Source organism: Pseudomonas sp. NPDC087803 (assembly GCF_044742995.1).
Taxonomy (GTDB): domain Bacteria; phylum Pseudomonadota; class Gammaproteobacteria; order Pseudomonadales; family Pseudomonadaceae; genus Aquipseudomonas.
This window is the reverse complement of sequence record NZ_JBIUVO010000024.1, coordinates 47645-61967: the sequence shown is the minus strand read 5'-3', so window position 1 is coordinate 61967 and position 14323 is coordinate 47645. Positions and strand designations below refer to the sequence as shown.

The window sequence follows — 14323 nt, the reverse complement described above, 5'->3', positions numbered from 1 at the left end:
TCGCTGCACCTCCTCTCGCTGTGTTTGGCTGCGCCAAACGGTCGCTGCGCTCCCACCCCCGGATCAATCCCTCCACTCAGCCTTCCGACGTCGCCTGTGGATCAAGATCAAAAGCGGTACTCGAGCTTGCGCTCATTGTTTTGAGTGGGGCGGCTGCGCCGCATGGGGCATACACAAATCGAAACTGTGGGAGCTGGCTTGCCAGCGATTGCGGCCTGACAGCCGACCGATCTCCAACTGGCTGCACTCAATCTCACTGTAGGAGCCAGCCTGCTGGCGATGGCGGCCTGCGAGCCGACCACTCTCCAACTGAACACACCCAATCCCACTGTAGGAGTGAGCCTGCTCGCGATGGCGGCCTGACAGCCGACCACTCTCCAACTGACCACACCCATTCCAACTGTAGGAGTGAACCTGCTCGCGATGGCGGCCTACGAGCCGACCAGTCTCCACCTGACCACACCCAATCCAACTGTGGGAGCGGGCTTGCTCGCGAAAGCGGTGTGTCCGTCACCGCAAGTGTTGGATGTGCTGACGCTTTCGCGAGCAAGCCCGCTCCCACTATGGCTCAGCTGTGTGCCGCAGATTGGCTGATTTCTACATTATCCAGTACCCGATTCACCGCCAGCTCTGCCAGCATGATGATTTGCTGGATCGCCAGTATCGTCTGGCGCTGCGGGCTGTCGACATACGCCGCGATGTCGCTGGTCATGATGCTCGCCGAGGCCAGTGATTCGCAGGCGTGAACCAGCAGGCTTTCGTTGTCCTGGTCCGGGGCGACCTGGAACATGGTGCTGGGTTTGTGGAATCTCACCGCGGCGGCGGAGGGCTTCAGGTAGTGATCTAGCGCACGCTCGGCGGCGTCGTGGAGTTTTCTGGAGTCGAGGGATTCGTAGGGGGAGGTTTCGGGGGGATTCGGTGTGGGTTTGATCATCATGAGTTCTCAGTTGGTGAAGTGAAGCTACCTTCAATTGCCGCGACGCAATATGAGGTGGCAGCTGTACGCGGGTTCGCGGACCGATAACTGAGGAATCGGCATACCTCCAGGAAGGTATCCCGCGCACAGCCGCCATGACACAAACTACAGGCACCGAGGTGCCGTGAGGTTGGCGATTATGCATCAGTTATCGGGCCGCGACGCCCGTTCGCTGAATTTCCAGCGATCTTCAAAGCCTATCCAGCCGACTTCCGAAGCACAACCGACGCGACTTGTCGGAAAACTCCCGCTCACAACGCGCTTCTGTAGGAGGAACACCTTCCTTTGTAGGAGTGAGCCTGCTCGCGATAGCGGTATTTCAGTCACCAAAAACATTGACTGAAATACCGCTATCGCGAGCAGGCTCACTCCTACAGTGTTTGGGGTGAATTCCACATTGGTGTGCAACAAAAAAGGCGATGCCCCTCACGGAGCATCACCTTTCTGTTACCGCCGCTAAAACTTATTCCGGCAGTTTGTACGCAATCACGTAGTCACCCATCTTGGTGCCCAGCGAGCCGTGACCGCCGACAACGAGCAGCACGTATTGCTTGCCGTCCTTGCCAGTGTAGGTCATCGGGGTCGCTTGGCCGCCGGCTGGCAGACGCGATTTCCACAGCTCTTTACCGGTGTTCACGTCGTAGGCGCGCAGGTACTGGTCGAGGGTGCCGCTGAGGAAGCCGACGCCGCCTGCAGTGACCATCGAGCCGCCCATGCTTGGCACGCCCAGGGTGAAGCCGATCGGGATTGGCGAGCTGTCGCGGCTGGTGCCGTTCTTGCGTTTCCACACGACTTTGCCGGTGGTCAGGTCGATACCGGCGACGTAGCCCCAGGCCGGGGCCTGGCACGGTACGCCGAGTGGCGACATGAACGGGTGCATGATCACCGCGTAAGGCGCGCCGGTGTTCGGTTGCACGCCAGCAGTTTCGCTTTCGCGTTTGCTGCCGGCGGCAACTTCTGCGCGTGGCACCATTTTCGAGACGAAGGCCATGTAGTTCGGGCTGGTGAACAGCATCTGGCGAACCGGGTCGACCGAGACGCCGCCCCAGTTGAACACGCCGACGTTACCCGGGTAGATCAGGCTGCCCTGTTCCGACGGAGGCGTGTATTGGCCTTCGTAACGCAGTTCCTTGAACTGGATGCGGCACAGCATCTGGTCGAACGGGCTGGCGCCCCACATGGCTTTTTCGGTCAGTTCCGGGGCCAGCAGGTTAAGGTCCGAACGGGCCTGGGTCGGTGCGGTGTGGTCGCCTTTCACGGCGCCTTGCGGTACCGGGATTTCCTTGATCGGGATGATCGGCGTGCCGTCACGACGGTCGAGGACGTACAGGCTGCCCTGTTTGGTCGGAGCGATCAGTGCCGGTTTCACACCGTCGGCGGTTTTCATGTCGAGCAGGGTTGGCTGGCTGCCAACGTCCATGTCCCACAGGTCGTGGTGGGTGAACTGGTAGTTCCAGCGCACTTTACCGGTGGCCAGGTCGAGGGCGACGATGCCGGCGCTGAATTTCTCGGCGCCTGGAGTGCGGTCAGCGCCCCACTGGTCTGGAGTCTGGTTGCCCAGTGGCAGGAAGACCATGCCGAGTTTTTCGTCGACGCTGGCCAGCGACCACATGTTGGCCGAGTTGCGGCTGTAGGTTTCGCCTGGGGCCAATGGCTCGGTGGCGTCCGGCTTGTCGCTGTCCCAGTTCCATACGAGGTGGCCGTCGCGCACGTCGAAGGCGCGGATCACGCCCGATGGCTCGTTGGTCGACTCGTTGTCGGTGACGTGACCGCCCATGATCACCAGATCACGGGTAATCGCCGCTGGCGAGGTGGAGTAGTAGCCACCGGCGGTGAACGGGCCGATGCCTTGGGTCAGGTCGACCACGCCGTTTTTGCCGAAGCCTTCGCAGATCTTGCCGGTGTCGGCGTTCAGTGCGATCAGGCGCGCATCGGCGGTTGGCAGGTACAGGCGACGCGGGCAGGCCTGAGCGACGGCTTTACCGGCTTCGGAGATGACGGCGGAAGCGGCGTTCTCAGACTTGGCGTAAGCGGCTTCGTCGTAGTACGACACGCCACGGCAAGTCATGTGGGCGAAGCCCTTGAAGCCCACCGGGCTCTTGATCTGCGGGTCGAAGCGCCAGATTTCCTTGCCGGTGTCCGGGTCCAGTGCCAGCACTTTGCTGTGCGCGGTGCAGGCATAGATCATGCCGTTGACTTTGAGCGGGGTGTTTTCGTTGGTCAGCTCGACCGGGTCATCAGACGTCGGCAGGTCGCCGGTCTGGATGCGCCAGGCTTCTTGCAGCTTGCCGACGTTGGCCGGGGTGATCTGCTTCAGCGGCGAGTAGCGGTCACCGAATTCGGTGCGGCCATAGGCCTGCCAGTCGCCATCAGGCATGGCTGGTGCGGTGCTGGTCATGTCCGCGGTGTCGCGGCCCAGTTCGCCGAAGGTTTCGCCCGGGTGGGTGAACAGGCTGGCCAGGGCAGTCAGGCCGGCGAGAACCACGGCCACGCTCAGACCACCCGTGCCCATCGGCGCTGGGCCATTGAGCAGCAGCGGACGACGGAACCACGGCAGCAGCATCACGATGCCGAGGACGAACCACAGGGCCAGACGCGGCACCAGTTGCCACCAGTCCAGACCGACTTCCCACAGGGCCCAGACCGTGCTGGCGAACAGCACGATGGCGTACAGGCCCAGCGCAGCACGACGACGCAGCAGCAACAGAATGCCGCTCAGCGCAATGCCGATACCGGCCAGCAGGTAGTACAGCGAGCCGCCGAGCATGCTCAGCTTGACTCCCCCGGCCAACATGGCCAGGCCCATCAGTAGAAGCAGAATGCCGAGCAGGCTCGGTAGCAGACGGCCCCGACTCGAAGCACTTTCGGTGCTCATAGTGTGATTCTCCGTGACGTTTATGTAGTCCCGCGCTGTAGTCACTTTAGATGACGATTGAGCGCAGGTATGGTTCAGATAAAAACTTGTCTAGCTAACGAATTTCATGAACCCCCTGTGGGAGCGGGCTTGCTCGCGAAAGCGTCGTGTCAGTCGATGCATCCGTTTTCTGACACACCGCCTTCGCGAGCAAGCCCGCTCCCACATTTGGGATTTCGTAAATCGGTTAGAACGACGACTGGATCTTGATCCCCGCGATCAGCGCGTCATCGACGTCGTTCACGCCGCCCGGATGGCGGATGTATTGCAGGTTCGGGCGCACGGTCAGCCAGTTGGCGAGGTGCACGCCGTAATACAGTTCGGCGCTGTATTCGGTGTCCTGTGGTGGCAGGAAGGACGGGTCGTCATAGTCGTAAACCGCGTGGGCCTGATTGCTCGCTTCGGCGTTCTTGCGGAAGGCCGGGTTGACGTGCACGCGGGCCAGGGCGAAACCGATGTCGTCTTTGGCGCGGGCATCGAACGGGCCTTTGTAGACCACGCCGGCCTGTACGTAGTTGTCGATGGCGTTGGTTTTCTTGTCGTGCATCGTCGCGTTGGCGAACACGCTCAAGCCGCGTGAGTGGTCGCTGGCGATGCTGGTGACTTGCTGCTGGGCACCGAACCACACGCCGTGTTTGCTCGACGCGCTGCGGTAGGCTTCGCCGCTCAGTGCGGCAGGCTGGCCGTTCTGGTCTTTATAGACGTCAGAGGCCTTGGCGCTGCTGTAGTAGTAACCGGCGCGGTATTCGCCCGGCAGGTCGTTGAGTTTCGGCGTCCACACCAGTTCCACCGGCAGCACGGCGCCCTGGGTGCCGCTGCCGCTGAGTTTGAAGCCGTTGCCGCGATCGAGGTTCGACGGGTTCTGCTCATAGGCGCCAACCTGCGCGTACAGCTCCGGGGTCAGGTGATATTTGACCCGCAGCGCCCACTGGCTGACTGGCCAGTTGTACCAGATGCCGCCGACCCAGTTGCCGACCTGCGAGCCGCAGAACGCCAGGTTCTGGAAGTCGCACGGGAAGCTGTTGAAGTCTTCGCCTTCGCCGAAGCGGCCGACCTTGATGTCGAGCTTCTGGTCGAAGAATTTCTGCTGGTACCACATCTGCGTCAGGCGCGTGGTCTGGCCACGGCCCCAGACTTCCTGGGCCGAGGTGAAGCCGCCAACGCGTGGATCGTTGATCCGGTCGTTGCTGATGTTGTTGCCGCTGCGCTTGGTGATGGTCAGCTGAAATTCGGCATCGTCCCAGCCGAGGATTTTTTGCAGGTCCAGGTGCGTGCCCAGACCGAACTGATCGCTGTAGCGCGCGGTGCGATCGTGGTCGTAGCCGCCGTGCAGGTTGCTGCCCATTTCGCCGGTGTAATCGAGTTTGAAGTCGTAGCCTTTTTCCGAGAGTTCGGTACGCGTGCCGTTCCAGTCACCGAGCATCCACGGTGAGTCGCTGTCGAAGGCGGGCGCCGCCTGGGCGTAGGTGGCGAAGCCGAGCGCGGTGCAGCCGCCGAGCAGGCGCAGGGCTGAGATAGCGCTGTCTCGGGAGAAGGAAAAATCAGGCATGGGTCAGTCTTTTTTTGGTGTTTTTCGGGGGTGAACCGAGCGCTTCAATATGTCGCAGGCAGTGAAGCGATTCAGCTGAAGGGCGGCAGGATAATGATCTGTAACAAAAAGACAAAGGGCTTTTATAAACATGCATCCTTTCGGATTTTGTAACAGTACGAAAAGATCGCAGCCTTCGGCAGCTCCTACATTGGAATGCGTACACCTGTAGGAGCTGCGGGACGCTGCGATCTTTTGCCCTTGGCCTACATTTGAAGGAAGCCCTTCCACCGCGCCGGCCCCTCGGCTAAGGTGCGCGGCTTGTGCATTTTCACTCCGTCCAAAGGCCTGGCATGAACGACCACACTCCCGATCCGCTGCATGGCGTAACCCTTGAACAGATCCTCAATGCGCTGGTGGCGCATTACGAGTGGTCGGGGTTGGCCGAGCGCATCGATATCCGCTGCTTCAAGAGCGATCCGAGCATCAAGTCGAGCCTGACCTTCCTGCGCAAAACCCCGTGGGCGCGGGAAAAGGTCGAGCGCCTGTACGTGAAACTGATGCGCACCAAGCGTCCGCTCTGAGATGACCGCCGATTCGCGGCGCCGCCTGATCACGCTCCTCGCCAGCCTCGGCTGGGCCGGGTTGAGCATTCAGCTGTACCTGATTTTCCTTTCGCGGCTGAGTGTCGATGCCAGCCTGCTGGGCGGGCTGGTGAGTTTCTTCAGTTACTTCACGGTGTTGACCAACACCCTGGTGGCGACGGTACTGACCTGCGCGGTGACCCGGCGTGAGTCCGCTGCGCAGCGCTGGTTTCTACAGCCGTGGGTCAGCAGTGGGGTGGCGGTGAGCATTGCTGTGGTGGGGCTGGCTTACAGCATTTTGCTGCGGCATCTATGGCACCCCGAAGGCTGGCAGTTCATCGCTGATGAATTGCTGCACGACGTGATGCCGTTGCTGTTTCTCGGTTATTGGTGGTTTTGCGTACCCAAGGGCACGTTGCGCCTCAAGCACTTGGTGCTGTGGCTGATCTATCCGCTGCTGTACTTCGTTTACGCCTTGCTGCGCGGGCATCTGCTGGGCGCGTATGCGTACCCGTTCATTGATGTGGCGCTGCTCGGTTATGCACAGGTGTTCATCAATGCCGGGGGGATATTGGTGGGTTTTGTGCTGATTGGGTTGCTGCTGATCGGGATCGACCGCTGGCAGTCAGGACGAAGTTAAAAGGTCAATGTGGGAGCGGGCTTGCTCGCGAAGGCGTCAGGTCAGTCAACATCATGGTTGAATGATCGACCGCCTTCGCGAGCAAGCCCGCTCCCACAAGGGCAAATCACTCTTCTACCGAACCCTCAGCGCGCCAGTAGCCGACGGCTTTGATGAACTGTTCATTGAGCCCATGCTCATCCAGCAGCACCCGGCGGATCTGCCGCGAGACCTTGGTTTCGGTCGCTACCCACGCATACAGATTGCCCTTGGGCACCTGCAGTTGTTTGACCGTGGTCAGCAGGTTGTCCTTGCCACCTTCGCGCAGGACCCAGATCACATTGACCTGCGCCGCACTCTCCAGCACTTGTTGCTCGGCACCGTTTTCCACTTCGATCACCACCAGCGCCCTGCGATTGCTCGCCAGGCCTTCGAGGCGGCGGGCGATGGCGGGGAGGGCGGTTTCGTCGCCGATCAGCAGGTAGCTGTCGAAGATGTCCGGCACGATCATCGAACCGCGCGGCCCACCGATGTGCAGAAACTGCCCCGGCTTGGCCTGTTCCGCCCAGGTCGAGGCAGGGCCGTCGCCGTGCAGGACGAAGTCGATGTCCAGCTCGAGTTTTTCCAGGTCATAGCGACGCGGGGTGTAGTCGCGCATCTCGGGCAGCGGGCCGTTGTCCTTGCCCGCGCCGAGCACCATGGTCTCCAGCGCTGCGGTTTGTTCGGCATTTTGCGGGAACAGCAGTTTGACGTGATCGTCGGTGCCCAGGCTGATGAATCCGGCCAGCTCCGGTCCGCCGAGGGTGATGCGGCGCATGCGCGGGGTCAGGTCGACCACGCGCAGCACTTCGAGTTTGCGGCGTTTGATTTCGTGCATCACGCGGTGAATGGTTTGCGTATCGACTGCAGTCATTCGGCTTTCTCCGGGGCAGTTTGAACGGCAGGGCCGTCGACGATGGCTTTGGCGGTGTCATTGAGCAGCGCGGCAACCCGCTGGATTTCTTCCGCGCTCCAGCGTCCGTGGTGCAGTTGCAGGGCGTGGCGCAGGTTGTGCACCGCCTCGTGGATTTCCGGCGGCCGGTCATGGCCGCGCAATGAACGCTTGCTGACGTCGATGCGCATCCGCACACCGTCCAGCGCCACCGCTTGCTCGCTCAGAGACAAACGACCGGCGTCGGTCACGCTGTAGCGTTTTTTGCCGGCCTCGGCGTCGCCGCTGATCAAGTCGCTTTCTTCGAGGAACGTCAGGGTCGGATAGATCACCCCGGGGCTGGGGCTGTAGGCGCCGTCGAACATGCCTTCGATCTGGCGGATCAGGTCATAGCCGTGGCACGGCTGCTCGGCGATCAGCGCCAGCAGCAATAATTTCAGGTCGCCCGGGGCAAAGACCCGTGGGCCACGTCCGCCGCGCTCGCGGCCAGGACGTTTTTCGAAACCGTCGCGGCCGTCGCCGTGCTCGCGGTGGTGATGGGGGGAATGATGGTCTCTCATTTTGCCTTCTCGCTCGTCGTGTTTAGATACAACTTAAGATATATCTTTACGATCATGCAAGGCCTGTCGACCAATGGTTTGTGCATCACCCATCGAGTCGTCGAACGCAAAACGGCGAAAAACAATCAAAAAAACGGGGTTTTAAATCCCGTGGCAAAGGCGCAGATTAGTGCTAACTCTCTAATACTCGAGTTCGCCCTTTATTAACGGGTAAGTGTGGTACGGGTCTTACAGAAGTTGCTGTAAAGTTATGGCTCGTACAGTCATATGGCTGGCGCCGCGTAGTCTGGTTCTTACAGTTGAACATGAACTTTCCCGATTTCAGCGGTTTTTTCTTTCTAAACTAATCGCCGTCGGACTACGCGCTCGCAGGACGTTGCCTGCTTACTTTGAATATGAATTGGTTGACCATGCCTCGGCGTTGAAAGTTAACGGTAAGTCACTAACTCCTAGTGGCTGTTGTGCTCACCTTGATTTTTCGATGAATCAACTAATTTATATAAGACAGGTATTCAATGATGCTCAAGAAACTCGCCTTTGCCGCTCCTCTGACCGTATTGGCCATGTCGGCCTCGATGGCGTTTGCCGCCACTGAAGCCAAGCACTCGATCAGCATCGTGGCGCACGTGCCGGCCGATGACTTCTATGCGGTTCCGGTCGATGCCGATCTGGTCAACAAGGATCAGGACATGAGCTACAACCCGGCCACCGCTTCGATGCGCGAAGTCAACGGGCATTTCGACGTGCTGCACACCGCCGGCAAGGTTCATGCACGTCTGGAAGCTGTGCCGAAGCTGATCGCCGGCAACAAGACCATCGACCTCAAGGTCGAGCTCAACGGCAAGACACTGACCACCAACTCCCAGGAAGTGGTTGGCGAAGCCGAGTCCAACACCCGCTACCGTGCACCGTTCAAGGTCAGCGCCACTGGCGCCAAGCCAACCGCTGGCGACTACACCGGCGTGGTCATGCTGGTGGTAGAACCGTCGGTGTGATGTTTCAGGCAACAACCAACGCTTACTTGTCCAAGTAACGTAACCGGTCGGCAACTTTAAAGTTGTCCGGCCGGGTTTTAACTTTCCGGTTATCAGAGTATCCGTTCATGTTTCCGATGACGCCCATCGCGGCTGCGCTTGCGTTGCTGACTTGCAGCAGCGTACTGGCGGCGCCCCCACCAGTTGATAACTCTCCACGAAGTTTGCTGGCCCAGGCAAAAGGTTTGCCGGCGGAATTCGAAGAGCATTTTTTTGATGTTCCACTGGCCGTCAGAGTGGAACTTGATCAACAACCGCTGGGCGAGGCAATGATTGTTCTGTCGCGCGATGACCGCGTGACCTTGCTCGAATTTACCGACACCAGCGACAGCCGTTTCAGCGCCGCCGAGCGTGATACCTGGGCGAGCATCCTCAAACCCGGCGTGGCCCTGGGCGCGTGTAGCGCGCAATGCCCGGAGCAATTGCTGGCAGTGCATTACAACCTGGAAAACTCGTTGCTCTCGATCGCCACTGAAAACGCCGAGCGTGACCTGCAGACCCAGCGCTTTCATGAGCAGCCCGACGGCGGCAGCAGCGGTTTGATGCTGCGCAACCAGCTGAACCTCAACGGCGGCCAGGAGCAGGACCTGGGCGGGCGTTTCGGCCTGGAAGCCAGTGCCAGCCTTGGCAACTGGAGCCAGTCGTTCAACATGCAACTGGCACGCCTCGGCGGGCCGGACAATCAGACGTATCACGCAATACACGAGCTTTACACCCAGCGCGAACTGCAAGGCAGTTTTTTTCGCCTGGGCTATTTCACCCCCAGTTCCGAAGGCCTGACCCGCCAGCCCCGTTCATTCGGCACCAGTCCCGACACGGCGGTGGGCCTGATGTACGGCAGTTCCGACAGCCTCGCGGTGGACAGTCCACGGCCCAGCGTCTATCCGATCTTTGTCACGGCCAACCGCCAGGCGTCGGTGGAGGTCTATCGCGATGGCCTGCTGATCAATACTCAGGCCGTGCCCGCCGGTTTGCAGACCCTCGACACCCGGCCGTTGCCCGGTGGCATCTATGAAGTCGAAGTGCGCCTGATCGAAGACGGCCAGACCACTTCGACCACCCAGGAACTGGTGTACAAACCGGTGAACTGGCGCAACCTCGACGAGCGCTGGCGCTACAACCTGTTTGCCGGGCAGGAAACCCGCTTGTTCAGCAACTGGGACGAACAGGACAGCGGCGATTTCACCGCCGGCGCTGCGCTCAATTACCTGTTGCACCCACGAGTGATCCTCGGCCTGTCGGCGCGCCAGGTGCGCGAGACATTGCAATACGGCACCTCGATCGACTGGAGCCTGGCCGACAGCGTCAGCCTCTACGCCAACCTTTATCAGACCGAAAAACACGGCACCGGCGCCGACGTGCAGGGCCTGTACAACTACGGCTCCGGCAGTCTGGTGATCAGCCACAATCGCAGCTGGCTCGACACCCGCAACACCTACGACACCCTGCCCGACGGCACCCGCGTGCGCCAGCGCAATGTGTTCACCGGCGAGACCAGCAATTCATCGCTGGCACTCAATCATCGCATCAGCCGCAAGAGCTCGCTCAGTGCGCGGGTTTCGCACAGTGAGGGCAACGTCGAAGGCGTCGGCATGGATCTGGGCTGGACCCAGCGCACCGAGCTGTTCGGCAGCGATGCCAACTGGCGCTTGTCGCTGTTCGATCGACCGGGCAGCTACAGCAGCGGCGATGCGCGCAATCGCGGGGTCGACCTGAGCATCAACGTGGCGCTGGGTGGCCCAGGGCAGCAGATTTCCGGGAGCATCGGCAGCCGCACCGCGCGCGATGGCAGCCGCGACAACAACGGCTCGGTCGGTTATCGCAAGGACCTCAAAGACCATGTGCTGCAAAGCGTTTCGGTCACGGCGCTGACCGATACCTACGGCGTCGGCCTGGCCAGTCTGGCCAATTTCCGCACCGACAGCGTCAACGGCGACGGCTTCCTGCAGCGCTCGTCCTATAACGGCAATTTCACCGGTGGCGTCAACCTCGACAGCAGTGTGGTGTTCGGCGGCAATCAACTGGTCATGACCAGCCAGCATCAGGCGCGCGGTGCCGGGATGATCGTCGATGTCGAGTCGGACATCGACGGCATCACCTTGCGCGCCGACGACCTCAGCGGCGGCAGTGCGGCGCTGCGTCCGGGGCGCAATTTCATTCCGCTCACGGCGTATCGCAACAGCTCGGTGAGCTTCGACTTCGAAGGCAATCACGCACCCGCGGCGAATATCGAACCGGCACGCACCCGCTATCACCTGAACAAGGGCGGCGTCGAGTACCGCAAGGTGCGGGTGATGCAGACGGTCACCGTGCTCGGACGCCTGCTCGATCCACAGGGCCAGCCGCTCAAGGGCCACCACGTGATCAACCACGCCAGCCGTGGCGTCAGCGAAGTCGACGGATTCTTTTCGATGGAAATGCATGCCGGCTCACCGACCCTCGAAGTGCGCTACGCCGACCAGTTGCTGTGCCAGTTTCGCCTCGACATGGACAAGCACCGCAGTGAAAACGATGTGCTGATGATCGGTGACCTGCGCTGCTCGCCGGATACGTTGGCGCACGTAACAGATACTCGTCAGGAAGCCGGTTGAATGATCAGTCTCAGAAGTTTGCGCCGCCTGAGCGGGTGCCTGCTGGCAATGTTGGTAGCGCCCTCGGCAGAAGCCGCCACTCAGGAAATCCGCGCCCTGTTCATGCCGGATTCGGCCAATCCGCAGCGCAACACGTTCGTCAACCAGACGCCGTCCACGGGTTACTGCGAGTACTACCCCGATATCTGTCGCAACAGCCAAACATTCAGCATCCGCCTGCCGACGCGCGTTGTATCGAACAAGCCGATGCAGGCCAACGCCGCTCCCCGTGACAGCGCGATGTTCAAGGTCCCGGGTGGCTGGCGCTCTCTGACCGTGGCCAATGCCGATACCGGGCAAACCAGAGTTGTAGAAGTGCGCATCGCCGGTGTCGGCTCCAACTACATTTTGAGTGACACGGCCGCCAGACTCACCGGCACGTCGACCCCGCTGGAGGGGCACACTCAATTATGGGATGGTTTTAGCTGGGTTTACGCGCCACAGCCTTGTACATCGACCGGGATGGGGTTTTTCGGTGGGGCGACTTTCGCCTTTTTCTGGAAAGTCCCGGATGAGCGGGCCTGTGTCAAGGTCGCCCGTTTTCCAATCCCCGCCATGACCTACGACTACCTGGATTTTGCCTACGAATTGCGTACGCCCAATCCGTTGGAAATGTTCTCGGGGCACTACACCGGCAGCTTGAGTTATCGGCTCGGCCCGGGGGGAGATTTCGACTTCGGCGACGTGATGATCCCGAATGACCCCGACCTGACCCTGAACTTCAATCTGGAGGTTCAGCACACCCTCAAGGTCGACGTTCCGCCCGGTGGTGACAAGATCCGCCTGGTACCGGCCGGTGGCTGGCAGAGTTGGCTGCAGGCTGGCCGGCGGCCAGTGAGTCTGTTCCGCGACCAGACGTTCAATATCTCGGCTTCGTCGCGATTCAAGATGCAGTTGCGCTGTGGGATCGGTATCGACCTTAGTGAATGCGCACTCGAGAACCGCGAGGCGAATCGGCGGATTCGGCTCGAAGTCAGCGTCAGCCTGCCAGCCGGCCTGACCGATCTTTCCGGGCAACCGGTCAGGCGTGCGCGCTTGCGATCAGGTCCGGATAACGCGCTGGAGTTCAAGCCGGGTTTCTATGTGGACCGGGCCCCCGGAACGCTGCATTTCGAAATCCCGTCGCAGTACGTGGAGTCCATATTGCGCCCGGGTGAATCCGCTACCTATATCGGCCAGGTCTGGGTGATCTGGGACTCGGAAATCTGATGCACGGCCAAACGAGCAATCGAGCCGGTAATGTGTTCAATGACCAAGGAATAAAGGTGATGAAACGTCTGTTGTCAGTAGTGAGTCTTTGCGGGTTTTCGCTGGTTCTTCACGCCGCCCCGCAGATCAACGTGGGCACGGTGTACGACTACCTCGACGGTGACAAGAGCACCTATCTCAAGCGGGTGTTCAACAGCGGTGACAGCACCGCGTTCGTCAAGGTCAACATCCTCGAAATCGTTTATGACGCCGATGGCACCTCGCGGGAAATCGAGGTCAAGAGCCAGGCCGACGCACGCAGTCGCGACGGCCTGATGGCCAGCCCGGCGCGGTTGATCGTACCGGCCAACGGCATGCAGGGCACGCGCCTGCTGCTGATGGGCGAGCGCGACCGCGAGCGCTATTTTCGCGTGCGCTTCATCCCGGTGGTGCCGGAAAAGGAAGACGAATTCGCGGTCTCGGCCCAGGAGCGCGACGAGTACAAAAACACCCTGTCAGCGGGCGTCAACGTCATGACCGGTTTCGGCACGGTGTTCTTCGTGCGCCCCAAGGACGCTCGCTTTGACAGCGTCATCGAAGACAGCCCCGGGCGTTATCGCCTGCGCAATAACGGCAACACCGTGGTGGTGATCGATGAGTTTCGCAACTGCGCACTCAAGGACGAAACCGCTTGCGAGCCGACCACCAAGCACCATGTTCGCGCCGGCAACAGCTTCGAGTTCGAGAAGCAGGCAGGACGCGAGTACCGCTTCAACCTGGTGGAAGGCGACAGCAAAAAGACCTTGCGCGTCGCCGGCAGCTAATCAAGGGATGACCTGACATGACCAAGCATTTGATCAGTGCCACGTTCGCCGGCCTGCTGGCGTTGTGCAGCGCCTCGCTATTTGCCGCGCGCGAGGAACACCGGTTCGAGATCTCGGTGGATATTCCGACCCTGGGTTTCTATGTCATCCCGGCCGAGACGGACTGGATTCATCGACCGCAGATTCTGCCGTGGAACGTCAGCACTTCGACCCTCGGCGGCTTGCGCAAATACTTCGACCTGCGGCACGACACCAGCGCCATCGAGGCTCGACTCGAGCGCGAACCGTACCTGTCCAATGGTCGCGACGAACAGAACATTTATCTGCGCGTCAGTTTCGCCGGCAAGCCCCTGAGCCACGAGGCGTTGCCCCGGCAGGTGGTGACGGCGGAGCAGGCACGGATCGGCGGAAGGTTTGCCCTGGAGATCGAACCGATCGTTCCCGTCGGCGGCTACAAGTCGGGCAGTTACTACGGCAATGTCCACCTGATTTTCAATGCGGCAGCGCCGTGAATTTTCTCTGCTCACCGAGACAA

General features: G+C 60.6%; 12 protein-coding genes. 7 read left to right on the top strand and 5 right to left on the bottom strand.

The features are described from left to right. Window positions 1–568: 568 nt before the first annotated feature. From ACIOUG_RS14720 to ACIOUG_RS14710, 3 genes are all read right to left on the bottom strand, one after another. Window positions 569–934, bottom strand: coding sequence for a DUF6124 family protein (locus ACIOUG_RS14720; protein WP_401066563.1), 366 nt, complete (start codon window positions 932–934; stop codon window positions 569–571). Between the two features lie 505 nt (window positions 935–1439). Then, the gene (locus tag ACIOUG_RS14715) at window positions 1440–3851 is read right to left on the bottom strand and encodes a glucose/quinate/shikimate family membrane-bound PQQ-dependent dehydrogenase (protein WP_401066561.1); all 2412 of its coding nucleotides are present in this window, start codon (window positions 3849–3851) and stop codon (window positions 1440–1442) included. A 226-nt stretch (window positions 3852–4077) separates the two neighbouring features. Further along, the gene (locus tag ACIOUG_RS14710) at window positions 4078–5439 is read right to left on the bottom strand and encodes a carbohydrate porin (protein ID WP_401066559.1); all 1362 of its coding nucleotides are present in this window, start codon (window positions 5437–5439) and stop codon (window positions 4078–4080) included. 332 nt (window positions 5440–5771) lie between these two features. Here ACIOUG_RS14710 and ACIOUG_RS14705 point away from each other — a divergent pair, with 332 nt between their 5' ends. Continuing rightward, complete coding sequence (locus ACIOUG_RS14705; RefSeq protein ID WP_003227831.1) at window positions 5772–6002, top strand: VF530 family DNA-binding protein; 231 nt, start codon at window positions 5772–5774, stop codon at window positions 6000–6002. A 1-nt stretch (window position 6003) separates the two neighbouring features. Then, the gene (locus ACIOUG_RS14700) at window positions 6004–6642 is read left to right on the top strand and encodes a Pr6Pr family membrane protein (RefSeq protein ID WP_401066557.1); all 639 of its coding nucleotides are present in this window, start codon (window positions 6004–6006) and stop codon (window positions 6640–6642) included. Window positions 6643–6748: 106 nt separating this feature from the next. Here ACIOUG_RS14700 and ACIOUG_RS14695 read toward each other — a convergent pair whose 3' ends face one another. Further along, window positions 6749–7534, bottom strand: a complete 786-nt coding sequence (locus tag ACIOUG_RS14695) for a siderophore-interacting protein (RefSeq protein ID WP_401066555.1) — start codon at window positions 7532–7534, stop codon at window positions 6749–6751. Further along, on the bottom strand, window positions 7531–8112 hold the full coding sequence (locus ACIOUG_RS14690; RefSeq protein WP_096795541.1) for a PadR family transcriptional regulator: 582 nt from the start codon (window positions 8110–8112) through the stop codon (window positions 7531–7533). The genes ACIOUG_RS14695 and ACIOUG_RS14690 overlap by 4 nt, the downstream gene beginning before the upstream one ends. Window positions 8113–8630: 518 nt before the next feature. Between ACIOUG_RS14690 and ACIOUG_RS14685 the strand changes: the two genes are divergently transcribed. The 5 genes from ACIOUG_RS14685 to ACIOUG_RS14665 all read left to right on the top strand — a co-directional run bounded on the left by ACIOUG_RS14685 (window position 8631) and on the right by ACIOUG_RS14665 (window position 14300). After that, a complete protein-coding gene (locus ACIOUG_RS14685) occupies window positions 8631–9107 on the top strand; it encodes a CS1 type fimbrial major subunit (protein WP_401066553.1) in 477 nt (158 codons plus the stop codon). A gap of 107 nt (window positions 9108–9214) precedes the next feature. Then, complete coding sequence (locus ACIOUG_RS14680) at window positions 9215–11737, top strand: CS1-pili formation C-terminal domain-containing protein (protein WP_401066552.1); 2523 nt, start codon at window positions 9215–9217, stop codon at window positions 11735–11737. Continuing rightward, the gene (locus ACIOUG_RS14675; RefSeq protein ID WP_401066550.1) at window positions 11738–12985 is read left to right on the top strand and encodes a hypothetical protein; all 1248 of its coding nucleotides are present in this window, start codon (window positions 11738–11740) and stop codon (window positions 12983–12985) included. A 59-nt stretch (window positions 12986–13044) separates the two neighbouring features. Next, window positions 13045–13788, top strand: coding sequence for a molecular chaperone (locus ACIOUG_RS14670; protein ID WP_401066549.1), 744 nt, complete (start codon window positions 13045–13047; stop codon window positions 13786–13788). Window positions 13789–13805: 17 nt separating this feature from the next. After that, the gene (locus ACIOUG_RS14665; RefSeq protein ID WP_401066547.1) at window positions 13806–14300 is read left to right on the top strand and encodes a CS1 type fimbrial major subunit; all 495 of its coding nucleotides are present in this window, start codon (window positions 13806–13808) and stop codon (window positions 14298–14300) included. Window positions 14301–14323: the final 23 nt, after the last annotated feature.

What these genes read in the sequence shown, in the direction of transcription:
- ACIOUG_RS14720 (WP_401066563.1), bottom strand. Translation starts at nt 934, where the DNA reads ATGATCAAACCCACACCGAATCCCCCCGAAACCTCCCCCTACGAATCC.
- ACIOUG_RS14715 (WP_401066561.1), bottom strand. Translation starts at nt 3,851, where the DNA reads ATGAGCACCGAAAGTGCTTCGAGTCGGGGCCGTCTGCTACCGAGCCTG.
- ACIOUG_RS14710 (WP_401066559.1), bottom strand. Translation starts at nt 5,439, where the DNA reads ATGCCTGATTTTTCCTTCTCCCGAGACAGCGCTATCTCAGCCCTGCGC.
- ACIOUG_RS14705 (WP_003227831.1), top strand. Translation starts at nt 5,772, where the DNA reads ATGAACGACCACACTCCCGATCCGCTGCATGGCGTAACCCTTGAACAG.
- ACIOUG_RS14700 (WP_401066557.1), top strand. Translation starts at nt 6,004, where the DNA reads ATGACCGCCGATTCGCGGCGCCGCCTGATCACGCTCCTCGCCAGCCTC.
- ACIOUG_RS14695 (WP_401066555.1), bottom strand. Translation starts at nt 7,534, where the DNA reads ATGACTGCAGTCGATACGCAAACCATTCACCGCGTGATGCACGAAATC.
- ACIOUG_RS14690 (WP_096795541.1), bottom strand. Translation starts at nt 8,112, where the DNA reads ATGAGAGACCATCATTCCCCCCATCACCACCGCGAGCACGGCGACGGC.
- ACIOUG_RS14685 (WP_401066553.1), top strand. Translation starts at nt 8,631, where the DNA reads ATGCTCAAGAAACTCGCCTTTGCCGCTCCTCTGACCGTATTGGCCATG.
- ACIOUG_RS14680 (WP_401066552.1), top strand. Translation starts at nt 9,215, where the DNA reads ATGTTTCCGATGACGCCCATCGCGGCTGCGCTTGCGTTGCTGACTTGC.
- ACIOUG_RS14675 (WP_401066550.1), top strand. Translation starts at nt 11,738, where the DNA reads ATGATCAGTCTCAGAAGTTTGCGCCGCCTGAGCGGGTGCCTGCTGGCA.
- ACIOUG_RS14670 (WP_401066549.1), top strand. Translation starts at nt 13,045, where the DNA reads ATGAAACGTCTGTTGTCAGTAGTGAGTCTTTGCGGGTTTTCGCTGGTT.
- ACIOUG_RS14665 (WP_401066547.1), top strand. Translation starts at nt 13,806, where the DNA reads ATGACCAAGCATTTGATCAGTGCCACGTTCGCCGGCCTGCTGGCGTTG.